The sequence below is a fragment of the Pseudomonas furukawaii genome (assembly GCF_002355475.1).
GTDB lineage: Bacteria > Pseudomonadota > Gammaproteobacteria > Pseudomonadales > Pseudomonadaceae > Metapseudomonas > Metapseudomonas furukawaii.
In genome coordinates this window covers 3,365,864-3,386,944 of record NZ_AP014862.1, presented here as the reverse complement: position 1 = coordinate 3,386,944, position 21,081 = coordinate 3,365,864, and the positions used below count along the sequence as shown (strand labels likewise).

Sequence of the window (21,081 nt, the reverse complement as noted above, 5' to 3'; positions counted from 1 at the left end):
GGATGAGCAAAGCAGCGAAGTTCTTCACCATCAGCATGCTGGCGCTGGCGGTTACCGGTTGTGCGGTGACCAGCCAGCCCATCGACCGCAGCGTCAGTGAGCAACGGGCCCAGCGGGACCTGGCGACCATGTTCAAGGACCAGGAGCCGCTGAGCGGCCCGCTGACCTTGCACGACGCCATGGCCCGGGCCGTCAAGTACAACCTGGAGGCGCGCCTCAAGGTGATGGAGGAAGCCCTGGCCAAGCGCCAGGTGGACCTGGCGAGCTTCGACATGCTGCCGCGCATCGCCATGGAGGCGGGGTATGCCGGTCGCAGCAACGTCAGCGCGTCCAGCAGCCAGAGCGTGCTGACCAACACCCAGTCCCTGGAACCCTCCACCTCCCAGGACCGCGACCGTGGCGTGGCGGACCTGACCATGGTCTGGAACGTGCTGGACTTCGGTGTCAGCTACGTCAGCGCCAAGCAGCAGGCCGACCAGCGCCTGATCGTCCAGGAGCGCCGCCGCAAGGTGGTCCACACCATCATCCAGGACGTGCGCTCGGCCTACTGGCGCGCTGTGGCCGCCGACCGCCTGCTGAAGCAGATCGACGGCCTGATGGCCCGCGTCGACGACGCCCGCAACAACAGCGAGCGCATGACCCAGCAGCGTATCGGCGACCCGGTGCAGGCCCTGGGTTACCAGCGCGCGCTGATCGAGGCGACCCGCCAGTTGGAGGAGCAGCGCCGCGCCCTGTCCCTGGCCAAGACCGAACTGGCGGCCCTGATCAACCTGCCGCTGAACACCGACTTCACCCTGGTCGCCGATGACAGCTACCAGGTGCCGGAGTTGAAGGTGGATTTCAATCGCCTGGAGGAGGAGGCCCTGGCCAGCCGGCCGGAGCTGAAGGAGCAGGACTACCAGGCGCGCATCAGCGCGGCGGAAACCCGCAAGGCCATGCTGCGGCTGCTGCCGGGCCTGGAATTCAGCGCCGGCGGCCACTATGACAGCAACAGCTTCCTGGTGAACCAGAGCTGGGCCGACTATGGCGTGAAGGTGACCTGGAACCTGTTCAACGTGCTCTCGGCGCCGGCGGCGATCGACGTGGCCAAGGCGGGTGAGTCGGTGGCGGCGGCTCGGCGCCAGGCGATTTCCATGGCGATCCTGGCGCAGCTCTACGTGGCCCGGGCGAACTACAACGAGGCCCAGCGTCAGTTCCAGACCAGCCAGGAGCTGGCCAGTCTGGATGGCCAGATCGCCGAGCAACTGCGCAACCGCTACAGCACCCAGAGCATTGGCGAGCTGGACCTGATCCAGGGCGAGTTGAACACCTTGCAGGCCCAGCTCAAGCGTGACCTGTCCTACGCCGAGCTGCGCAACGCCTATGCCCAGCTGTTCGTCAGCGCCGGTCTCGACCCGCTGCCGGCAAGCCTTCCGGATGACCAGCTGGCCACCATCGCCAGCGCCCTGGAAACCAGCGAGTCTCGCTGGGCCAGCGGTGATGTCGGTGCGCTGAAGTAGCCGGCACCGCCCCGGTAGGAGCGGGCTTGCCCGCGAAGGTCTGCACGGTCTTCGCCGGCGAGCCGGCTCCTACAGGGCTTCGCTCGGCACCGATCTAGGGTAGGAGCGGGCTTGCCCGCGAAGGTTTGCACCGTCTTCGCCGGCGAGCCGGCTCCTACAGGGTCGCGCCGCCCGTGTCGATCCGCCTGCCCGCGAAGGTCGCCCACGAGTTCGCCGGCAAGCCGGCTCCTGCAGGGCCGTTCCCTGGGCTATGGTTTCTCAACGGCAGTGTCAGGGCGCAGGCCCTTGCCGGGCTCAGGGACAATCCCCACCTTGCGGGAGACCACCATGTTCATTCGCAACCGATTTACAGCGGCGCTGCTGTTCCTGCTTGCCGGAAACCCTGTCCTGGGCGCCACCGACGCCGGGATTTCCGCCGCCGAAGGTGACGCGTCCCCCACGGCGGGCGTTGCCGCGGCCCCCGCGCCGCCCAAGGCCAGTGAGGCTGTCTTCAGGACCGAGGAACTGGACCAGATGATGGCGCCCGTCGCCCTCTACCCGGACTCGCTGCTGGCCCAGGTCCTGATGGCTGCCACCTATCCGGGCGACGTGGCCGATGCGGCGGCCTGGTCCAAGGCTCATCCGGACGCCGAAGGCGACGCGGCGGTGAAACAGGTCGCCGACCAGCCCTGGGACCCCAGCGTGCAATCCCTGGTGGCTTTCCCGGCGGTGCTCGCCACCCTCGGCCAGGACCCGGCCTGGGTGCAGCGCATGGGCGATGCCTTCCTGGCCCAGCCGGATGCGGTGATGGATGCCGTGCAGCGGCTGAGACGCCAGGCGCAGGCCGCCGGCAACCTGGAGTCCAACGAGCAGCAGAAGGTCAGCGTGGAGGCGGCGCCGGCCAGCTCGACCACCACCTTCGTGCAGCCGGCGTCCAGCAGCCAGACCATCATCATCGAGCCCGCCGATCCCCAGGTGGTCTACGTGCCCAGCTACAACCCCACGACGGTCTACGGCACCTGGGCCTATCCCTCCTATCCGCCGGTCTACTACCCGCCACCGCCCGGCTACTACATCGGCACCGCCCTGGCGGCGGGGCTGGCCTTCGGCGCCGGCGTTGCCATCATCGATTCGCTCTGGGGCGACTGCGACTGGGGGCGGGGAGACATCGACATCGACGTCAACCGCTACAACAACATCAACGTCAATCGGCGTATCGACGCCAGCCAGAGAAAATTCGTGCACAACCCCATCCATCGTGACGGCGTTCCCTATCGCGACAACTTCAATCGCCAGCAGAACGGCTTGCGCCTGTCCGGGGGAGAGCAGCGCGAATCCCTGCGGGGTTACGACGCCCAACGCACGGCGGAGCGCCAGAAGGCCCGGCAGAGCCTTGAGAAACGGGGTGTCCAGGCTCCCGCCACCAGCAACCGGCAGGCTCGGGAGCGGGCCCAGGCGGCTGACCGGGAGATGCGCAGCACCTCCCAGCAACGCCCCCGGGCACAGAACAACCAGCAACTGAGGCAGCAGGCCCGCCAGCAGCAAACGGCCAGGCAGGGGCCGCGCAACAATGCCTTCGCCGGAGCACGCCAGCCCTCCGTGACGCGGCAATCCATCAACCGGGGCGAGGCCAGTCGGCAGTCGTCCTCCCGTTCCCAAAAGGCGTCCGCCGGTCGGCAGGTGCAGCGGCCCGCCCATGCCCCAGCCCGTGGCGGCGCCCGGCGGCGCTGAAGGAGATCGGACATGAAGGTTGCCTATCGCGTGTTTCTGGCGCTGTGGCTCGCGGGCTCCAGCCTGCTCGCCCAGGCGGAGGTGGCACGTTTCGCCACACCGGACGCCGCCGCCACCGCCTTTGTCGATGCCCTGGGCACCGAGAAGGCCGATGCCGACAAGCTCGCCGCGCTCCTTGGCGACGACTGGCAGGACTTCATCCCCACCGAGGGCATCGAGCGGCGGGACGTGGAGGCCTTCCTCACCTTCTACCGCCAGCGGCATCAGTTCGAGACCGTCGGCGAACGTGCCCATCTAGTGGTGGGCAACGACCCCTGGACCCTGCCCATTCCCCTGGTGCGGGACGGGGACGGCTGGTATTTCGACGCCCGTGCCGCCAGCGAGGAAATCCGCCTGCGGCGCATCGGCCGCAACGAACTGTCCGCCATCCAGGCTGCCGAGGCGTACCACGATGCCCAGATGGACTACGCGGAAGTCGATCGCAACGGCGACGGCGTCCTGGAGTACGCCCAGCGGTTCATCAGCAGCGACGGCCTGCACGATGGCCTCTACTGGCCGGACGAGGATGGCACCGACGAAAGCCCCCTTGGCCCGCTGTTCGGCGACGAGGTCCAGGGGGATGACTGGCACGGCTACCACTTTCGCATCCTCACCGCCCAGGGGCCGTCGGCGCCCGGAGGCGCTTACGACTACCGGCTGGGCAATGCCATGAGCCGTGGGTTCGCCCTGGTCGCCTGGCCGGCGCAGTACGGCGACAGCGGGGTGATGAGCTTCATGATCAGCCATGAAGGCCAGATCTTTCAGAAGGACCTCGGACCTGAGAGCGAAGCGATCGCCAAGGCCATGACCCGCTTCGACCCGGACAGCAGCTGGACCGAGGTGCGGGTCAGGCGGGTGACCGCGCAGCAGTGACGTCGAAGGCCGGCCGGAGGTTGTCGTCAGGCCGCGCCGGCATGCATCAATCGCTGGTAGAGGTGCATCAGGAATCCCAGCTCGAAGGCCGATCTGGCGCGATCTCCGCGCTTGCGTGCCCGGCCCTCCGCCAGCGCCGTCCAGGGTGAGGCGGCTGCGCCCAGGGCGAGGCTTAGCTCCGCTGCCGCCATGCCATCCGCTACGTCGTCCCGGTGGCGCAGTTGCCAGCCCGCCAGGGGCAGCGCGCGGCACCGCTCTGTGGCGGGCAGGCCGGTCCCTTCGGGCCCTTGCAGGGCCTTGAGCAGGGCCTTGAGCAGGGCCTTGAGCAGGGCCTGATCGTCGCGGCTGGCCTGGTCCGCCAGGGCGAGCATCAGGTAGGCGTCCAGCAGCAGATCCTGCACTCGCTTCAGGCAGCGTTCGCCCGCCGTGCGACTCTCGGGTGTCAACGCGGCGCAGAGGCTGTCGAGAAGCAGGTTGGCCTGCGCCAGGCGGAAGCGGCCCAGTTCGCGAAGGTCTCCAGGAGGCGAACTGGCGTTCACCTCCTGCACCCGCTCGCTGAAATCCCCGAGCCGGGGAAAACGGGTGGCGCGGGTCACGGCTCCGCCTTCGCGACGGGGTGACTGCGCACGCCGTCGAACGCGGCCTCGTAGAGGGCGCGCGCGTCGCCCAGCAGTAACCCGATGGCGGACGACAGCCGCGCCGATTCACGGTTCAAGGGCGTCGAGCCTTCGTTCATTTCCAGTATTTCAAGCAGGTCGCAGACCGCGTTAAGACGCTGCTGCGCGGTTTCGAACAGGTGCGTCGGGCAGGCCCGTGCGTTGAAGAAGAGCACGTCCTGGAAGGGCTGGGTGGGGAAGGGAAACGCCTTGAGTTCATGCATGGCGCACCTCCTGGACGACCATTGGGCACAGGCCGAAATGGGCACGGAGGGGCGCGTGGGTGAAAGGTGGGAATTGGCTATCCATGGCAAGCACCTTGGTTGGGCGTTTGTGTCCTGCTTCCAGCCTTCCTACGGGTTGGGTGGCAGGGCCGTGCAAGGGTAGGAACCCGTCAACCAAGGACCGGGCAGGCCAGAAGGCCTCCTCACACGGCCCGCCATGAAGTGCTGGACAGGAAACCCTGTTCCAGCGGCCATGCCGTAGCCGCGTCTTGGTTGGGATTACGGGTTCCTACACCCGGTCACGGGATTGACCGTGACGGGCCGGACTCTAGCCAGGGCATTCGTAGGCGCTCAAGGCTAATGGCGTGTCGGGCATTTCTGTGTCGGCCAGTCGTATTGGATTACAGGAATATCTGTAGGAATCAGGCTCGCGTGGTCAGGGCGCCGGCCTTCAGCTTCGGGCTTGGCCAATGCCTGGCGATCCGCTGGGGAGGCAGCGGGCAGCGGCTCGGCGATGTTCGGGGAAGGGCGTGGCGGTGCTGGTGTCGGGATCGGAGCGGGCGCTCCTGGGGGAAGGGTGGCAGGCCGTGCAAGCTCGGGGCTCCGGTGACGTGTAACCGGATAGGCCCGGGGGCCTTCCTGCACGACCTGCCGTCACAGGTGCCGGGGCAGGCCATGCAGAACCTGCCCCGGCAAGGGCACGTCGAGGCGGGTGGGAAGGAGCGGCATTTTCCCCTCTCGCCAGCGATGTGGCCCGTGACGGGGATGGACTCTATCGGCTGGCTTTGTAGGCTCACAAGGCGAGATAGCCGTGGGAATAGGAGTAATTTGTGTGCAGGCGAAGTTGTAGGAGATGGCGGTAGCCGGCTGTCGGCAAGCGCCTCTCGGCCGACACAAGGTTACGCAATGATCCGGGGGCGAGCCGGTCAAAACCTATACTGGTGAAGCGGGGGAAACACCAGGGGGGACCATTCAGGAGGGCTCGCCATGGGTATCCTCAAGCTCGTCATCCTCCTGCTGGCGGCAGTCGCTGGCGGCCAGGCCTTCGCCCAGCAACCCTGGACGCCCACCGACCTCTCAGGCCAGATGGTGCTGGCCAGGGATGGTGGCGGCCATGGCAAGCACGGCGCTCGTCACTACCGCGGTCCGCGACATGGCTACGGTTACTACGGGAACCGCCACGGCTACAAGCCCTACTACCGGCACCATCATTACTACAGCCACCGCCCGCGCTTCATCGTTAGCCCCAGGTACTACGGGGGCATAGTCGTAGGCCCGCAACCCTACTATTACCGGCGTTACAGCAGTCCCCGGATCGTGATCCAGTACTACGACCCGCGACTGGGCATCTTCATCGGGACGGATCTGCGGGATTACTGAGCGGAGCGGAAACAAGAAGACGCCGCTGTCCTGTTGAAGGACAGCGGCGTCTTTGCGTGTGCGAACGCTGTGCGCTCAGGCGGCGTTCGAGGCCGTCAGTCCTGGCGGCTGGTGACTTCCAGCAGGTGGTAGCCGAACTGGGTCTTCACCGGACCCTGTACGACGTTCAGCGGCGCGCTGAATACCACGGTGTCGAATTCCTTGACCATCTGGCCACGGCCAAAGGAGCCGAGGTTGCCGCCGTCGCGGCTGGAGGGACAGGTGGAGTGCTGCTTGGCGACTTCGGCGAAGTCGGCGCCGGCTTCGATGGCGGCTTTCAGTTCATTGCACTTGGCTTCGCTGGAAACCAGGATGTGGCGGGCAGTGGCTCGGGCCATGGTGGGGTACTCCTCGGGTTTTGAGGGGGCAGAGCCTAGCGGAAATGACGCGCGATTCAAGGTGCTTCGTCAGGGCGGCGCTTCCGGGCACGGCCCCTGGCCGTCCGCTCGCCTGCCGGGAGAGGGCGGGGAGAGGGATGACGGGAGGCATGGCTCGCCTGCGTAGTAATACGTAGGCGTCGCGCGTAGTAGTGCGAATGTTTCCGCGGACGCGGGGCGCCGATAGTGTCGGCTGCCCTTATCCGGGCATAAACAACAACAAAAGCCGCCGCAGGTCATCCCAGCGGCAGGAGACCATTCATGACCCAATTGGCTACCCGAATTGCCTGGTTCGCCGTTGCCCTGCTGGGCGCATTCGCGCTCGGTACCATAGCGCTGCGCCGGGGCGAGGCCATCAACGCCCTCTGGATCGTTACTGCTGCAACCGCGATCTACCTCGTTGCCTACCGTTACTACAGCCTGTTCATCGCCACCAAGGTGATGCAGCTGGACGCCTCCCGAGCGACCCCGGCGGTCCTCAATAACGACGGCCTGGACTACGTCCCGACCAACAAGCACATCCTTTTCGGCCATCACTTCGCCGCCATCGCCGGCGCCGGCCCGCTGGTGGGCCCGGTGCTCGCCGCACAGATGGGCTACCTGCCCGGTACCCTCTGGCTGATCGCCGGCGTGGTGCTGGCCGGTGCGGTACAGGACTTCATGGTGCTGTTCCTCTCGACCCGCCGTAATGGCCGTTCGCTGGGTGACATGGTCCGCGAAGAGATGGGCCGGATCCCCGGCACCATCGCGCTGTTCGGATGCTTCCTGATCATGATCATCATCCTCGCGGTGCTGGCCCTGATCGTGGTTAAGGCCCTGGCCGAGAGCCCCTGGGGCATGTTCACGGTGATGGCCACCATCCCGATCGCAGTGTTCATGGGCGTCTACATGCGCTACATCCGCCCCGGCCGCATCGGCGAGATTTCCATCATCGGCGTGATACTGCTGCTGGCCTCGATCTGGCTCGGCGGGCTGGTGGCGGCTGACCCCGTCTGGGGCCCGGCATTCACCTTCACCGGTGTGCAGATCACCTGGATGCTGATCGGCTACGGCTTCGTGGCCGCGGTACTGCCGGTGTGGCTGATCCTGGCGCCCCGCGACTACCTCTCCACCTTCCTCAAGATCGGCACCATCCTCGGCCTGGCCATCGGCATCCTGGTGCTCGCGCCCGAGCTGAAGATGCCGGCCCTGACCCAGTTCACCGACGGCACCGGCCCGGTGTGGAAGGGCACGCTGTTCCCCTTCCTGTTCATCACCATCGCCTGCGGCGCCGTGTCCGGCTTCCATGCGCTGATCAGCTCCGGCACCACGCCCAAGCTGCTGGCCAACGAAACCCACGCCCGCTACATCGGTTACGGCGGCATGCTGATGGAATCCTTCGTGGCCATCATGGCCATGGTGGCCGCCTCGGTGATCGAGCCGGGCGTGTACTTCGCCATGAACAGCCCGGCTGCGCTGGTGGGTTCCGACGTCAACACCGTCGCCGCCACCATCAGCAGCTGGGGCTTCGCCGTGACGCCGGAAGTGCTGCAGCAGACTGCCGTCGACATCGGCGAGCACAGCATCCTGGCCCGTGCCGGCGGTGCGCCGACCCTGGCCGTGGGTATCGCGCAGATCCTCCACCAGGTGCTGCCGGGTGAGAACACCATGGCCTTCTGGTACCACTTCGCGATCCTCTTCGAGGCGCTGTTCATCCTCACCGCCGTGGACGCGGGCACCCGTGCCGGTCGCTTCATGCTGCAGGACCTGCTGGGCAACTTCGTTCCGGCCCTGAAGAAGACCGAATCCTGGACCGCCAACGTCATCGCCACCGCCGGCTGCGTGGCCCTGTGGGGCTGGCTGCTGTACCAGGGCGTGATCGATCCGCTGGGCGGCATCAACACCCTGTGGCCGCTGTTCGGCATCTCCAACCAGATGCTGGCGGGCATCGCCCTGATGCTGGGTTGCGTGGTGCTGATCCGCATGAAACGCCAGCGCTATGTCTGGGTGACCCTGGTGCCGGCCACGTGGCTGCTGATCTGCACCACCACCGCGGGCCTGATCAAGCTGCTCGATCCGAACCCGGCCGTGGGCTTCCTGGCCCTGGCGAAGAAGTACAGCGACGCCGCCGCCGCCGGCCAGATCCTGGCTCCGGCCAAGGACATGGGGCAGATGCAGCACGTGATCTTCAACGCCTACACCAACGCCGCGCTGACCGTGCTCTTCCTCTTCGTGGTGCTGAGCATCCTGTTCTACGCCATCAAGGTGGGTCGTGCCGCCTGGACCCGGTCCGAGCGTACCGACAAGGAAACGCCGTTCCAGCCGATCCCGGACGCCTGAGGAGCACGCGCGCATGTTCAATGACCTGAGTCGCATGGGTAAGTACCTGGGGCAGGCCGCGCGAATGCTGGTGGGCATGCCCGACTACGACACCTACGTCGAGCACATGCGCAACAAGCATCCGGACCAGCCGGTGATGACCTACGAGGCGTTCTTCCGCGAGCGGCAGGACGCCCGCTACGGCGGGGGCAAGGGGCGGCCTATCCGCTGCTGCTGAAGCCCTCGATGCGTTAACCTGAGCGCCACGCCTGTCGTGGCGCTCCGGTTTTCGCCTGCCGCCATGCCCCTGTAGGGTGGACATCGCTGTTCATGTCCACCGTTCGTGGCCTGGCTGAACCCCGCCGGTGGACCGATGAAGCGTGGTCCACCCTACGAATGGCCCGGCATTCAAAGCGCGGCCATTGTCGAACCGAGGATTACCCCCGATGTCTGCCCATCTCCCCATTCCCGTCACCGTGCTCACGGGCTTTCTCGGCGCCGGCAAGACGACGCTGCTGAAACACATCCTCAAGGCCGAGCACGGCCTGAAGATCGCGGTGATCGAAAACGAGTTCAGCGAGACCCCCATCGACGGCCAGTTGCTGGGCGATGAGCCGGTGCAGGTGATGACCCTGGCCAACGGTTGCGTCTGCTGCTCCATCCATGTCGAGCTGGAGAAGGCCCTGTTCCTGCTGCTGGAACGGCTGGATGCCGGCGAGCTGGCCTTCGACCGCCTGGTGATCGAGTGCACGGGCCTGGCCGATCCGGCACCGGTGGCCCAGACCTTCTTCGCCGATGAGGAGCTCTGCCAGCGTTATGTGCTGGACGGGATCATCACCCTGGTGGATGCCGCCAACGCCGAGCGTCACCTGCAGGAAACCATCGCCCAGGCCCAGGTGGGCTTCGCCGACCGCCTGCTGGTGAGCAAGCGCGACCTGGTGGACGACGTGCAGTTCGAGGCCCTGAGCGAGCGGCTGTCGCGGATCAACCGTCGCGCGCCGGTGCGGGTGGTGGACCACGGCCGCATCGACCTGTCCGAATTGCTGGACGTGCGTGGCTTCAACCTCAACGCCGACGTGGCGCCGGCCATGACCCTGCGCCCGCTGAAGCCCGCCGGCACGCCGGACCGCATCGGTACCCTGGTGCTGAAAAGCGACCGCGCGCTGGACATGGAACGCCTCAGCGCCTTCATGGAGGGGTTGCTGGAGAGCCATGGCAACTCGCTGTTGCGTTACAAGGGTGTGCTCTGCGTCGAGGGCGAGTCGCGCCGCCTGGTGTTCCAGGGGGTGCTGCGGCTGTACGGCTTCGATTGGGACAGCGAGTGGCAGCCCCATGAGGCCCGTGAAAGCGTGATGGTCTTCATCGGCGACCAGTTGCCGGAGGAGGCGATCCGCGCGGGGTTCGAAGCGGCACAGGTGTGAGTCCGCGCCACCAAGAAGAAACCCGCCGGAAGGCGGGTTTCTTCGTTGGAGCGGGGTTTACCAGAGCGGCAGCACGTAGCTGAGGATCAGGCGGTTCTCGTCGATGTCGCTGCCGAAGTTGGAGCGCACGGTGGCGTTGCGCCATTTGACGCCGAAGTTCTTCAGCGGGCCTTCCTGGAAGACGTAGGCGATGTCCATGTTGCGTTCCCACTCCTTGCCCTCGGAAGCCGCCGCGCCGCGGTCGACGTTGTCGCCGGTGAGGTAGCGGGTCATGAAGGTCAGGCCGGGGATGCCGACGCTGGCGAAGTTGAAGTCGTAGCGGGCCTGCCAGGATTTCTCGTCCTTGTTGGCGAAGTCGCCGATCTGCACGTAGTTCACCAGGAAGGGGTCGGTGCCGTTGATGTAGGCGAAGCCGGTGTCGCCGCTCATGGCCTGGTAGCCGAGGCCGAAGGCGTGGCCGCCGAGGGCGTAGGTGAACAGGGCGCCGAAGGCCTTGTTGTCGACGTTGCTGGCGCCGTCGTCGGTGGAGCGGGCGTAGCGGATATCGCTCTTCAGGGACTGCTTGTCGCCCAGGGGCAGCAGATGCACGGCGCTGAGGACGTGCTGCTTGTAGAGGTCGTCCAGCTCGCCGTAGTGGTAGCCGGTGGTAAGGCTGTCGTTCCACTTGTAGCTGGCGCCGCCGAAGTTGAAGGCGTCGCTGGTGGTGCCGGACCTGACGGTGATGGCGCGGGCGGCGCCGGTGGTGAGGGTCATGTCCTCGTAGTCGGAGGAGTCGCGCTGGTTGACCTGCTTGAGCTGGCCGCCGTCGAAGGTCAGGCCGTCGATCTCCATGGAATTCAGGTGGCCGCCCTGGAAGGTCTGCGGCAGCAGGCGCGAGTCGTTGTACTGGACCACCGGCAGCTTGGGCAGCAGGGTGCCCACCTTCAGCACGCTCTTGGAGGCGCGGAGCTTGGCGGTGAGGCCGACTTCGCCGTACTCGTCCTGGGCCCGGCCGGTTTCGCGGTCGCGCTTGAGCAGGGCGGTGCCGGAGCGGTCGGGGCTGGAGTCCAGTTTCACGCCGAGCAGGCCGATGGCGTCCACACCCACGCCAACGGTGCCCTCGGTGTAGCCGGATTCATAGCGCAGGAGGAAGCCCTGGGCCCATTCCTCGGCCTTGGCCTGGGGGGCGTTGTCCTGGCGGAAGTCGCGGTTGAAGTAGAAGTTGCGCAGTTCCAGGCTGGCTTTGCTGTCCTTGATGAAGTCGGCGTGGACGGGAGTGGCGACGCCGAAGGCGGTGCCGGTGGCAAGAAGCAGGGAAGAATAGAGACGGGTATGACGAAGCATGTTCGTATCTCTTGTTATTGTGGAGGCGGGTGTGCCGGTCGCCGAGAGGTCCCGGCGCAGCCGCGCAACTATTCACGGGCGGGCCGCCCATTGATATGCGCTGTTCTACGTACCCGGGGTGCGTAGAACTACGGAACCGGGCGCTCCGGGCGCGCAACCAGGCGAGAGACGATGCAACTCAAGTACAAGATCGTGACCCTCAGCGTGCTGCCGCTCATCGCGTCGGTGCTGATCATCTGCGTGCTGGTCTTCGCCCAGAGCCGGAAGCTGGAGGAGGAGCAGGCCAGGCTGGTGGAGAGCAGCATCATGGCCGCCAAGAAGGCCGAGCTGAAGAACTACCTGGAACTGGCCCTGAGCCTGATCGCGCCCCTCTACCAGAGCGGCCGCGATGACGAGGCGGCGCGGCAGGACGCGTTGCGCATGCTGTCCCGGGCCAACTTCGGCCTGGATGGCTACTTCTTCGTCTACGACAGCCACGGCAAGAACCTGATGCACCCGCGCCAGGCCAACCTCGTGGGCCGGGAGCTTATCGGCATGAAGGACAAGAATGGCCTGCCGGTGATCCAGGCGCTGCTGAAAAGCGCCAAGAGCGGCGATGGCTTCCAGCTCTACACCTGGGAGAAACCCTCCACCGGGCAGGTGACGGACAAGCTGTCCTACGTGGTGATGCTGGATCGCTGGGGCTGGATGCTGGGCACCGGCATCTACATCGACGATGTCGAGGTCGCCACCTCCAAATCGCGCCAGGAAGTGGCCGACGGCGTGCTGACCACGGTGCTGGCCATCGCCTCGGTGGCGCTGATCGCGGTGCTGGTGGTCTTCAGCGGCGGCCTGATGCTGAATTTCTCCGAGCACCGCCTGGCGGACCGCAAGCTCTCGGCACTGAACCAGCGCATCGTGCGGCTCCAGGAGGAGGAGCGTTCGCGGGTGTCCCGCGAGCTGCACGACGGCATCAGCCAGCAACTGGTGTCCATCAAGTTCCAGTTCGAGCTGGCCGGCCTGGAACTGGAGAAGGGCATGCCCCGGGGGCTGGAGAACCTCAAGGCGGGCACGGCGCGGCTGGGTGAGGCCATCGGCGAGATCCGCCGCATCTCCCATGACCTGCGCCCCTCGCTGCTGGATACCCTGGGCCTGTCGCCGGCCATCTTGCAACTGGTGCGGGACTTCGAGCAGCGCACGGGCATCCGCACCCAATTCGAGCAAGGGCTGGACGACACGCAGGTGGGCGGGGAGGTGGCGGTGACGCTGTACCGCATCATCCAGGAGGCCCTCGGCAACATCGAGCGCCATTCCCGGGCCAGCGCCGCTATAATTTCGCTCTCCTGCTCGCGGGGTGGCGTTGCCCTGCGAGTGGAAGACAATGGCGTGGGATTCGACCCCGGCCTGATGGAGCGCAGCCAGGGGATCGGCCTGCGCAACATCCGGGAGCGGGTCGACCATCATCGCGGCACCTTCACCTTGTCATCGTCCTCCGGCCGCACGGAACTGCAGGTCGGCATCCCCCTAGACGCTTGATCGGCTCGCAGGCGCGCAGCCCGTCCATGAACCATAAGGCCCCCATGAGCGTTCCCAACCCCGTCAGAATCGCGCTGATCGACGATCACGTGCTGGTGCGCGATGGCGTGAAATCGCTGTTGTCCGCCTGGCCCCATTTCCAGGTGGTGGCCCAAGCCGAGTCGGGCGCCGAGGCCCTCGAACTGGTGGCCCGTACCGAGCTGGACGTGCTGCTGGTGGACGTGGGCCTGAAGGACATGAACGGCCTGGAACTGACGCGCCGCCTCTGCGCCCAGCACCCGGGCATCAAGATCCTCATCCTGAGCATGTACGACAACCAGGAGTACGTGCGCACCTCCATCAACGCCGGCGCCTTTGGCTATGTGCTGAAGAACGCGCCTTCCACGGAGCTGATCGCCGCCATCGAGGCCGTGGCCGCCGGCGGCAGCTTCTACAGCCCCGAGGTCGCCCGCAAGCTGGCCACCAACAGCCGCGACGAGAACGAGCTGACGCCCCGGGAGCTGCAGGTGCTCTCCATGCTCGCCAAGGGACTGAACAACAAGGAAGTGGCCCGCGAGCTGGACATCAGCGTGCGTACGGTGGAGACCTACCGCCTGAGCATCCGCCGCAAGCTGAACATCGACACCCCTGCCGCACTGGTGAAGTACGCGCTTGAGCATGGACTGATTTCCATCTGAGGGCAGGGCGCGTCCGATCGGTCCCATGACGTCCACTTGAGACGCTTCCAACAGTCTTCAGCCAGCGCACCCAGGTATTTGAATCAACACGGGCAGCGCCAACGACTCATGGCCAGGTCCCAAGGGCGCGGGCTCGCCGGTTCGAATGAATCCACTCCCTCAATCCGGGCGCATCGGCCAGGGGACTTGTACTGACTATTCGTATCCGAATTAATTTATTGAAATTATTCGGGTGAGGAGTAGTCTTCAGGGTAAGTACAGTCTGTCCAGGAGGCGCCATGACCATTCCCGCCAAGCAGGCCAGCCCGGATATCCAGGGAGGGGAAGCCGGCCGTGTGGCCCTGAAGTTCTTCTTCAACCTGATGGACAAGTGGGGCTGCACCAAGGAGCAGCAGCGCACCCTGCTGGGCTCCATCGGCAACACCACCTACTTCAGCTACAAGAAGCTGCCCAGTGTGCGGCTGCCCCACGACACCCTGGAGCGCATTTCCTACCTGATGGGCATCCACAAGTCCCTGCGCATCCTCTTCAGCAACCATGAGGAGCGTGCCTACGAGTGGGTGCACAAGCCCAACAGCGCCGCACCCTTCAATGGCCGCAGCGCCCTGGAGTACATGCTCGGCGGCCAGGTGGTGGATGTGGCCGATGTCCGACGCTACCTGGATGGAGTGCGTGGCTGATGAGCGATCCGCAACGGGTGGAACGGATGCCTGAGTGGACCCGGGCCTATCGTCTGGTGAACAGTGCCTTTCCGCCGATCTCCGTCTTCGAGGACACCCTCGATCCCGAGGACCTGGAACTGGCCTACGCCATCGAGGCCTTGACCAACGACCGGCTGCGCGACCAGGTGGGAGAGATCGTCCGGGTGGCGCCCGAGGACCGCGTCAGTGGCACCGGTGCCACGGTGGTGATGGCGGTCTTCACCCATATCGGCCGGTCCAGCCGCTTCTCCGACGGCTCCTTTGGCGTCTACTACTGCGCCAGCTCCATCGAGGCGGCCATCGCCGAGACCCGCTATCACCAGGAGCGGTTCTGGCGCGCGACCCAGGAAGCGAGCATCGAGATCACCATGCGTTCCTATGTGAACAAGGTGGTCAAGCCGATGATCGACGTGCGCGATCGCGCCGACCTGCATGACCCGAACGCCTACGGTCCGAGCCAGGCCTTCGCCGTGCATCAGCGCAACGCCAACCGCTGGGGACTGCTCTACAACAGCGTGCGCCTGCCGGGCCACGAGTGCGTCGCCGCCTTTCGTCCACCGGCGGTCAGCCTGCCCGTGCAGGGACAGCATTTTCGCTACATCTGGGATGGGCGCAGCCAGCGCATCAACTGCGTGCTGAAACTGAGTCCCGTCGGCTAGCCGCAGGTTTCGGCGATCAGGTCATCCACCACCGCCACCAGCGCCTGCTGCCGGGGCAGCCCGGCCTGCAGGGCTTCCCGGTAGCGCTGCAACTGGCGGTCGGCGCTGCTGCCGTAGCGCAGCACGTGGCGGCCACGGGAGAAGGCCAGTCCGTCACCTTCCGCCTCCGCCAGTTCACCGAAGCAGGCATGGGCCCGTGCCAACCACGCGCCGGCGGACAGACTGGCTTCGCCGGAGGCGTCCAGGAACATGCCATGGATGCCGAAGCGCATGGCCCGCCAGTGGTTTTCCTTCAGCACCAGTCGCTGCAGCAAGGGGTCTTCGGGTTCTTCCGGCTCCGTCATGGCCCAGGCCACCAGGGCACGGAACAGGGCGATCACGCACAGGGCGTCCTCCACCGAAGGGCAGGCGTCCGCGATCTGCAGCTCCAGGGCAGGATGCTGTGGGCAGGGGTGGATGAACCAGCGCAGGTCGGTTTCCCGGCGGATGGAGCCGCAGGCCACCAGCCATTGCAGGTACGCAGTGAAGGCCGGCTCGTCGGGCATGGGTTCAGGCAGCCCTTTGTGGGGCCATTCCGCCGCCGTGGCCCGGCGGTAGCTCATCAGCCCCGTTGGGCGACCGTTCCAGAACGGCGACGAACTGCTCAGGGCCAGCAGCAGGGGCAACCAGCCCAGTACCCGGTTCATCACCTGGACACGGTCCCGCTCCGGCGGCACGCACACCAGTACCCGCAGGCCGCACGCCAGGCTGCGGTGGGCGATCATCCGGTGGTCCTCGAAGATGGGCTGGACGTTCGGGTCATCGCAGGGGACCTGGCCGTGCCAGTCGGCGAAGGGATGCGTCCCCGCACAGAGGGGCGCCAACTGGTGCTCGGCGGCCAGGGCGGCGAGGCGGGCGCGTTTCTCCAGCAGGGTGGCGCGGGCCTCGGCGATTTCCAGCAGGCTGGGCTGGGCCATGTCCAGGCGCACCAGGCTCTGGAACATCTCCTGGCTCAGGGATTCGCCGAATGCCCGGTGGGCATCCCGCAGGAAAGCGTCCGGCAGTTGCGTGGGCAGATCCCGGGTGCGCCTGTCGACCAGGAAAAAGGTTTCCTCCACGCCGAAGCTGGGGGCCAGTGGGGCATTCGGCATCCGATCCACCTCGATGGAACCTACAGGCAAGTGACGTACCGCTGGCGGCACCTTGCAAGGACCGTTGGTCTGTCGGTGCCCTGCAATGGGCCTGTCATCGGGATGCAGGATGCTTTCCGATGAATTGCCGCCCGATGACATTTACGTGGCGTGTTTCCCTGCTAGGTTTTTCAGTCCGGCTACTCGATTGGTGGGAGGACTGAGCATGAACAGCTTTATGCTTCGCCAGGTTGAGGACACCTTGAACAAGATGAGCGCCAGCTTCCAGTTCGAATGCCTGTCGGAGGCCGACGGGAGTTTTTCCATCACCTTGCGCAACCAGCACCTGGCCATTCCCCGGACCAAGGTCGCCGGCATCAGCCAGCGGGAATTCGCTGACGAGACCAGTACCCAGCGGCTGGGACTGGAATTGATGGACCGGGTACTGGAGGACTGATGAAACGCGCATCCAATCCGCCGCGCCTGCAAGTGGCGACGCCCTCTGGCAAGAATCCCAGGCGTCTGGAGCGTTTCGGGGTGTACATGGTGATCGGCATGTTCGCGCTGGGCGTCTATGGCCAGTACGCAGGACGTGGCACCCAGGTTCCACAGCCACCCCAGCCGCCGGCCAAGCCCGTGTACGAGTTCCAGCACATCGGCGGCAGCTCAGCCGATCGCACCGCGTCGACCGAGCGGCAAAAGCGCCGTGACGGGCAGGAGCCCGGGTATGACAGGACAGTGGGGATTCGTCTGTAGCCGGCCTGAGGGTCCTTCCCGCCGGATCGCGGTAACGGTTTCAACCGCAATGGCCGGTCGAAGGCCCGTCTCTCGGAGCCTGGGCCGCCGCCGCGCCGCTCGCTAGGGATAGTCGATGGCGACTATGTACCAGGTCTTCTCGCCGGTCGGGGTGTTGACCCGGACTTCGGCGTCCAGGGCCTTGCCCACCAGGGCGCGGGCCAGGGGCGAGTCGATGCTGATGAGGTTGGCCTTCAGGTCGAACTCGTCGGGGCCGACGATGCGGTAGCGGGCCTCCTCGCCGTCGTCGTCTTCCAGCGTCACCCAGGCGCCGAAGTAGACCTTGCCCGGATCGCTCGGGCGTTCGCTGACCACCTTCAGGGCTTCCAGGCGTTTGGTGAGGAAGCGCACGCGGCTGTCGATCTCCCGCAGCATCTTCTTGCCATAGGTGTATTCGGCGTTCTCGGAGCGGTCGCCCTGGGCGGCCGCGTCGCTGACGGCCTGGGTGACCTTGGGGCGGCGGACGTGCCAGAGCTCGTGGAGCTCGGCACGCAATCGGGCTTCACCCTCCGGGGTGATCAGGGGAGTCCCAGCGCTGCGAGGGGGGCGATAACGGCTCATGTCGGTCCTGCGTGAAGACGGGGGGCCAAGCCTATCAGGCCTCGCGCAGGACCGTCAGGGGGCTGGCGTTGAGGGCGCGACGGGTGCCGAGCACGCCGGCGCCACCCACCAGCACGGCCCCCACCAGCGGCAAGGCCAGCAACCAGGGGTGGGGCTGCCAGGCGAGGTCGAAGGCGAAGCGGTAGAGCAGGGCGCTCACCAGCTCGCAGCCCAGGGCGGCGAGCAGCCCGCTGGCGGCACCGAGCAGGGCGAATTCGGCGCGGCGGGCACTCACCAGCAGGCGGCGTTCGGCGCCCAGGGCCCGTAGCAGGGCACCTTGGCGGATGCGCTCGTCGAGGGTGGATTGCAGGCCGGCGAAGAGCACGGCGAGGCCAGCCGCGAGGACGAAGAGCAGGACGAACTCCACCGCCAGGGTGACCTGGGCGAGGATGCTGCGCAGCTGGGCGAGGATGGCTTCCACCTGCAGCAGGGTCACAGCGGGAAAGGCCCGGGAGAGCTCAACCAGGTCCCGGTCGCGCTGGGGTGGCAGGTAGAAGCTGGTGAGGTAGGTGACGGGCAGGTCCGCAAGCGTGTCCGGGGCGAAGATCATGTAGAAGTTGGGCTGGAAGTTGTCCCAGTCCACTTCCCGCAGGCTGGTGACCCGCGCGTCGCGCTGCAGGCCGCCGACGGCGAAGGTGAGCCGGTCGCCGAGCTTGAGGCCGAGGCTTTCGGCGAGCTTGGATTCCACCGAGACGCCGGGCAGCTCGTCCTTGGGCGTGGCGTCCCACCAGCGGCCTGCCACCAGGCGGTTGTCGCCGGGCAGGTCGGCGGCCCAGGTGAGGCTGAGGTCGCGGCGCACGGCGCGGTCCCCCTGGGAGTCCTTGCTCACCAGCTGGCGCACGCCCTCTCCGTTGATGGCGGTGAGGCGTCCCGGGACCACGGGATAGAGCGGCGCGGGATGGGGCGAAAGGCTGGCCAGGCGCGCGGCGAAGGCGTCCTTGTCGGCGGGTAGCACATTGAGGGCGAAGTGGTTGGGGGCGTTCTCCGGCAGTTGGTTCTGCCAGGTGTCCAGCAGTTCGCCCCGAAGCAGCGCGATCAGTGCCATGGCCAGCAGGATCAGGCCGAAGGCGAGGGACTGTCCGGCGGCGGCCAGGGGGTGGCGCAGCAACTGGCCGAGGCCCAGGCGCCAGGGCAGGGCGGCGCTGGCCAGCAGGCGGCGCATGGTCCGCAGCCCCGCCAGCAGCAGGCCACCCAGCAGCAGCGTGGCGAGCAGGCCGCCGCCCAGCAGGGCGAGTGTCAGGCGCAGGTCGAGACTCAGGCGCCACATGATCAGGCCGAGGGCCACCAGCGCGGCGCCATAGCTGAGCCAGGCGCTGGTGGGCAGCGGTAGCAGGTCCCGGCGCAGGACCCGCAAGGGCGGCACCCGGCCCAGCGTCGCCAGGGGCGGCAGGGCGAAGCCGGCCAGGGCCAGGAGGCCGGTGGCGATTCCGGCGAGGGCGGGCACCAGGCCACCGGCAGGGATCACCGCCGGGAGCAGGCCGTCGAGCAACTGGAACAGGACGGCCTGGGCGAGCCAGCCCAGCAGGGCGCCCAGGACGCTGGCGAGCAGGCCGAGCAGCGCCAGTTGCAGACTGAACAGCAGCAGGGTTTCGCGTCGGGACAGGCCGAAGCAGCGCAAGAGTGCGCTGGTGTCGAAACGGCGGGCGGCGAAGCGGGCCGCGGACAGGGCCACGGCGACGCCGGAGAGCAGGACTGCAGCCAGGCTGGCCAGGTTGAGGTAGCGTTCGGCGCGGCCCAGGGCGCCACCGATCTGCCGGTTGCCCTGCCGGGCGTCTTCCAGCCGCTGGTGGGCGGCCAGTGAGGGCCGGATTTCCGCGCGGTAGCGTGAGAGGGCCTCGTCCGGACCGCTCCAGAGTTCGCGGTAGCGAACCCGGCTGCCAGGTTGGACCACGCCGGTGGCGTCGAGGTCGTCGAGGTTGATCAGCACCCGAGGGGTGAGGCTGTAGAAGTCGCCGGCGCGGTCCGGCTCGTAGGTGAGCACGCGGCTGAGGCGCAGGGCCTTCTCGCCGACATCGATGCTGTCGCCGGGTTTGAGGTTCAGGGTGGCGAAGAGGCGTGCTTCGGCCCAGGCTTCACCGGGTTGCGGGCCGCTGCCGGTGGCCTCCGGGCCATAGGGTTCGGCGGCGCTGCGCAGCTCGCCGCGCAGCGGGTAGGCCTGGTCCACCGCCTTGACGCTGGCCAGTTGGATCCCGTTGTCGGTGGCGATGACGCTGGAGAATTCCACCGCGCGGGCGTGGGTCAGTCCCAGGCGCCTGCCGCTCTCCAACTGTTCGGGCGTGGCGGGCGAGGAGCCGCTGAGGAGCAGGTCGGCGCCAAGGAATTCGGTGGCCCGTAGCAGCATCGCGCCATTGAGGCGGGCGCTGAAATAGCCGATGGCGCTGCTGGCGGCGACGGCCACCAGCAGCGAGAAGAACAGCACCCGCAACTCGCCGCTGTGGGCGTCGCGCCACAGTTGGCGCGCCGCCATGGCCAGGAGGCGGGAGAGGGGCAGGTTGCGCATCAGGGCTCCACCTGTTCCACCAGGTGCCCGGCTTCCAGGCGGATCAGGCGGCGGCAGCGATGGGCCAGGCGTTCGTCGTGGGTGACCAGGACGAGGGTGGTGCCGCGCTCCTGGTTGAGCTGGAAGAGCAGGTCGCTGATGCGCTCGCCGGTGTGGCTGTCGAGGTTGCCGGTGGGCTCGTCGGCGAAGAGCACATCGGGCTCGGCGGCGAAGGCGCGGGCAATGGCGACACGCTGCTGCTCGCCTCCGGACAGCTGGCGGGGGTAATGGCTGAGGCGCTGGCCGAGTCCGACCCGTTCCAGCAACTGGCGGGCGCGCTCGCGGGCATCGCGATGACCTTCCAGTTCGAGGGGCAGCATGACGTTCTCCAGGGCGTTGAGGTTGTCCAGCAACTGGAACGACTGGAAGACGAAGCCGACATGCTCGGCGCGGACCCGGGCGCGCTGGTCCTCGTCGAGGCTGGACAGCGATCGTCCGGCCAGTTGGACGTCGCCGGAGCTGGGCAGGTCGAGGCCGGCGAGCAGGCCGAGGAGGGTGGATTTGCCGGAGCCGGAACTGCCGACGATGGCAAGGCTTTCGCCTTTGTCGAGGCTGAACGAGAGGTCGTGAAGGATGATCAGCTCGCCTTCCGCGCTGGGAACCACTTTGCTAAGGTTCCGCGCATCGAGAATGCTTGCGGTCATGGA

21 protein-coding genes are annotated in these 21,081 nt (G+C 66.9%); 13 read left to right on the top strand and 8 right to left on the bottom strand.

The window, feature by feature from the left end:
- Positions 1–2 precede the first annotated feature (2 nt).
- From KF707C_RS15795 to KF707C_RS15785, 3 genes are all read left to right on the top strand, one after another.
- Positions 3–1,499 carry a TolC family protein gene (locus KF707C_RS15795; protein WP_003448765.1) on the top strand — a complete coding sequence of 499 codons (1,497 nt, stop codon included), beginning with the start codon at positions 3–5 and terminating at the stop codon, positions 1,497–1,499.
- A gap of 327 nt (positions 1,500–1,826) precedes the next feature.
- The gene (locus tag KF707C_RS15790) at positions 1,827–3,209 is read left to right on the top strand and encodes a DUF3300 domain-containing protein (RefSeq protein ID WP_003448767.1); all 1,383 of its coding nucleotides are present in this window, start codon (positions 1,827–1,829) and stop codon (positions 3,207–3,209) included.
- Positions 3,210–3,221: 12 nt separating this feature from the next.
- Positions 3,222–4,121: a DUF2950 domain-containing protein gene (locus KF707C_RS15785; RefSeq protein ID WP_003448768.1), complete on the top strand. Its 900-nt coding sequence runs from the start codon at positions 3,222–3,224 to the stop codon at positions 4,119–4,121.
- Positions 4,122–4,147: 26 nt separating this feature from the next.
- Here KF707C_RS15785 and KF707C_RS15780 read toward each other — a convergent pair whose 3' ends face one another.
- Both KF707C_RS15780 and KF707C_RS15775 read right to left on the bottom strand, forming a co-directional pair.
- On the bottom strand, positions 4,148–4,717 hold the full coding sequence (locus KF707C_RS15780) for a hypothetical protein (protein WP_003448769.1): 570 nt from the start codon (positions 4,715–4,717) through the stop codon (positions 4,148–4,150).
- Positions 4,714–5,001: a hypothetical protein gene (locus KF707C_RS15775; protein WP_003448770.1), complete on the bottom strand. Its 288-nt coding sequence runs from the start codon at positions 4,999–5,001 to the stop codon at positions 4,714–4,716. Before KF707C_RS15775 ends, KF707C_RS15780 begins: the two co-directional genes overlap by 4 nt.
- 987 nt (positions 5,002–5,988) lie before the next feature.
- On the opposite strand from KF707C_RS15775, the gene KF707C_RS15770 reads away from it, so the two are divergent.
- Positions 5,989–6,381 (top strand): hypothetical protein, encoded by a 393-nt coding sequence (locus KF707C_RS15770; protein WP_003448771.1) that lies wholly within the window; start codon positions 5,989–5,991, stop codon positions 6,379–6,381.
- A gap of 95 nt (positions 6,382–6,476) precedes the next feature.
- On the opposite strand, the gene KF707C_RS15765 is transcribed toward KF707C_RS15770, so the two are convergent.
- On the bottom strand, positions 6,477–6,818 hold the full coding sequence (locus KF707C_RS15765) for a peptidylprolyl isomerase (protein WP_256586797.1): 342 nt from the start codon (positions 6,816–6,818) through the stop codon (positions 6,477–6,479).
- A 240-nt stretch (positions 6,819–7,058) separates the two neighbouring features.
- On the opposite strand from KF707C_RS15765, the gene KF707C_RS15760 reads away from it, so the two are divergent.
- The 3 genes from KF707C_RS15760 to yjiA all read left to right on the top strand — a co-directional run bounded on the left by KF707C_RS15760 (position 7,059) and on the right by yjiA (position 10,516).
- Entirely contained in the window at positions 7,059–9,116 is a 2,058-nt protein-coding gene (locus KF707C_RS15760) for a carbon starvation CstA family protein (RefSeq protein WP_003448781.1), read from the top strand.
- 13 nt (positions 9,117–9,129) lie between these two features.
- Positions 9,130–9,333, top strand: coding sequence for a YbdD/YjiX family protein (locus tag KF707C_RS15755; protein ID WP_003448783.1), 204 nt, complete (start codon positions 9,130–9,132; stop codon positions 9,331–9,333).
- Positions 9,334–9,541: 208 nt separating this feature from the next.
- Complete coding sequence (gene yjiA, locus KF707C_RS15750) at positions 9,542–10,516, top strand: GTPase (protein WP_003448784.1); 975 nt, start codon at positions 9,542–9,544, stop codon at positions 10,514–10,516.
- A gap of 57 nt (positions 10,517–10,573) precedes the next feature.
- Here yjiA and KF707C_RS15745 read toward each other — a convergent pair whose 3' ends face one another.
- Positions 10,574–11,839: an OprD family porin gene (locus tag KF707C_RS15745; RefSeq protein ID WP_096368038.1), complete on the bottom strand. Its 1,266-nt coding sequence runs from the start codon at positions 11,837–11,839 to the stop codon at positions 10,574–10,576.
- Positions 11,840–12,010: 171 nt separating this feature from the next.
- Here KF707C_RS15745 and KF707C_RS15740 point away from each other — a divergent pair, with 171 nt between their 5' ends.
- From KF707C_RS15740 to KF707C_RS15725, 4 genes are all read left to right on the top strand, one after another.
- Entirely contained in the window at positions 12,011–13,354 is a 1,344-nt protein-coding gene (locus tag KF707C_RS15740) for a cache domain-containing protein (protein WP_003448352.1), read from the top strand.
- Between the two features lie 44 nt (positions 13,355–13,398).
- A complete protein-coding gene (locus KF707C_RS15735) occupies positions 13,399–14,031 on the top strand; it encodes a response regulator (RefSeq protein ID WP_003448351.1) in 633 nt (210 codons plus the stop codon).
- A 278-nt stretch (positions 14,032–14,309) separates the two neighbouring features.
- Positions 14,310–14,711, top strand: coding sequence for an MbcA/ParS/Xre antitoxin family protein (locus tag KF707C_RS15730; RefSeq protein ID WP_003448349.1), 402 nt, complete (start codon positions 14,310–14,312; stop codon positions 14,709–14,711).
- On the top strand, positions 14,711–15,391 hold the full coding sequence (locus KF707C_RS15725; RefSeq protein ID WP_003448348.1) for an RES family NAD+ phosphorylase: 681 nt from the start codon (positions 14,711–14,713) through the stop codon (positions 15,389–15,391). The genes KF707C_RS15730 and KF707C_RS15725 overlap by 1 nt, the downstream gene beginning before the upstream one ends.
- Here the strand turns inward: KF707C_RS15725 and KF707C_RS15720 are convergent.
- Positions 15,388–16,521 (bottom strand): YbdK family carboxylate-amine ligase, encoded by a 1,134-nt coding sequence (locus tag KF707C_RS15720; RefSeq protein WP_003448347.1) that lies wholly within the window; start codon positions 16,519–16,521, stop codon positions 15,388–15,390. The genes KF707C_RS15725 and KF707C_RS15720 overlap by 4 nt on opposite strands.
- Positions 16,522–16,726: 205 nt before the next feature.
- Between KF707C_RS15720 and KF707C_RS15715 the strand changes: the two genes are divergently transcribed.
- On the top strand, positions 16,727–16,957 hold the full coding sequence (locus tag KF707C_RS15715) for a hypothetical protein (protein WP_003448346.1): 231 nt from the start codon (positions 16,727–16,729) through the stop codon (positions 16,955–16,957).
- Positions 16,957–17,256 (top strand): hypothetical protein, encoded by a 300-nt coding sequence (locus tag KF707C_RS15710; protein ID WP_003448345.1) that lies wholly within the window; start codon positions 16,957–16,959, stop codon positions 17,254–17,256. The genes KF707C_RS15715 and KF707C_RS15710 overlap by 1 nt, the downstream gene beginning before the upstream one ends.
- Positions 17,257–17,358: 102 nt before the next feature.
- On the opposite strand, the gene greB is transcribed toward KF707C_RS15710, so the two are convergent.
- The 3 genes from greB to KF707C_RS15695 are packed head-to-tail and all read right to left on the bottom strand — an operon-like array spanning position 17,359 to position 21,078.
- Positions 17,359–17,856, bottom strand: a complete 498-nt coding sequence (gene greB, locus KF707C_RS15705) for a transcription elongation factor GreB (protein WP_003448344.1) — start codon at positions 17,854–17,856, stop codon at positions 17,359–17,361.
- A gap of 34 nt (positions 17,857–17,890) precedes the next feature.
- The gene (locus tag KF707C_RS15700) at positions 17,891–20,395 is read right to left on the bottom strand and encodes an ABC transporter permease (RefSeq protein ID WP_003448343.1); all 2,505 of its coding nucleotides are present in this window, start codon (positions 20,393–20,395) and stop codon (positions 17,891–17,893) included.
- Positions 20,395–21,078, bottom strand: a complete 684-nt coding sequence (locus tag KF707C_RS15695) for an ABC transporter ATP-binding protein (protein WP_003448342.1) — start codon at positions 21,076–21,078, stop codon at positions 20,395–20,397. The genes KF707C_RS15700 and KF707C_RS15695 overlap by 1 nt, the downstream gene beginning before the upstream one ends.
- Positions 21,079–21,081 lie beyond the last annotated feature (3 nt).

Excerpts from the sequence above, each read along its gene's own strand:
- KF707C_RS15795 (WP_003448765.1), top strand. The coding sequence starts at position 3 with ATGAGCAAAGCAGCGAAGTTCTTCACCATCAGCATGCTGGCGCTGGCG.
- KF707C_RS15790 (WP_003448767.1), top strand. The coding sequence starts at position 1,827 with ATGTTCATTCGCAACCGATTTACAGCGGCGCTGCTGTTCCTGCTTGCC.
- KF707C_RS15785 (WP_003448768.1), top strand. The coding sequence starts at position 3,222 with ATGAAGGTTGCCTATCGCGTGTTTCTGGCGCTGTGGCTCGCGGGCTCC.
- KF707C_RS15775 (WP_003448770.1), bottom strand. The coding sequence starts at position 5,001 with ATGCATGAACTCAAGGCGTTTCCCTTCCCCACCCAGCCCTTCCAGGAC.
- KF707C_RS15770 (WP_003448771.1), top strand. The coding sequence starts at position 5,989 with ATGGGTATCCTCAAGCTCGTCATCCTCCTGCTGGCGGCAGTCGCTGGC.
- KF707C_RS15760 (WP_003448781.1), top strand. The coding sequence starts at position 7,059 with ATGACCCAATTGGCTACCCGAATTGCCTGGTTCGCCGTTGCCCTGCTG.
- KF707C_RS15755 (WP_003448783.1), top strand. The coding sequence starts at position 9,130 with ATGTTCAATGACCTGAGTCGCATGGGTAAGTACCTGGGGCAGGCCGCG.
- yjiA (WP_003448784.1), top strand. The coding sequence starts at position 9,542 with ATGTCTGCCCATCTCCCCATTCCCGTCACCGTGCTCACGGGCTTTCTC.
- KF707C_RS15745 (WP_096368038.1), bottom strand. The coding sequence starts at position 11,839 with ATGCTTCGTCATACCCGTCTCTATTCTTCCCTGCTTCTTGCCACCGGC.
- KF707C_RS15740 (WP_003448352.1), top strand. The coding sequence starts at position 12,011 with ATGCAACTCAAGTACAAGATCGTGACCCTCAGCGTGCTGCCGCTCATC.
- KF707C_RS15735 (WP_003448351.1), top strand. The coding sequence starts at position 13,399 with ATGAGCGTTCCCAACCCCGTCAGAATCGCGCTGATCGACGATCACGTG.
- KF707C_RS15730 (WP_003448349.1), top strand. The coding sequence starts at position 14,310 with ATGACCATTCCCGCCAAGCAGGCCAGCCCGGATATCCAGGGAGGGGAA.
- KF707C_RS15725 (WP_003448348.1), top strand. The coding sequence starts at position 14,711 with ATGAGCGATCCGCAACGGGTGGAACGGATGCCTGAGTGGACCCGGGCC.
- KF707C_RS15720 (WP_003448347.1), bottom strand. The coding sequence starts at position 16,521 with ATGCCGAATGCCCCACTGGCCCCCAGCTTCGGCGTGGAGGAAACCTTT.
- KF707C_RS15715 (WP_003448346.1), top strand. The coding sequence starts at position 16,727 with ATGAACAGCTTTATGCTTCGCCAGGTTGAGGACACCTTGAACAAGATG.
- KF707C_RS15710 (WP_003448345.1), top strand. The coding sequence starts at position 16,957 with ATGAAACGCGCATCCAATCCGCCGCGCCTGCAAGTGGCGACGCCCTCT.
- greB (WP_003448344.1), bottom strand. The coding sequence starts at position 17,856 with ATGAGCCGTTATCGCCCCCCTCGCAGCGCTGGGACTCCCCTGATCACC.
- KF707C_RS15700 (WP_003448343.1), bottom strand. The coding sequence starts at position 20,395 with ATGCGCAACCTGCCCCTCTCCCGCCTCCTGGCCATGGCGGCGCGCCAA.
- KF707C_RS15695 (WP_003448342.1), bottom strand. The coding sequence starts at position 21,078 with ATGACCGCAAGCATTCTCGATGCGCGGAACCTTAGCAAAGTGGTTCCC.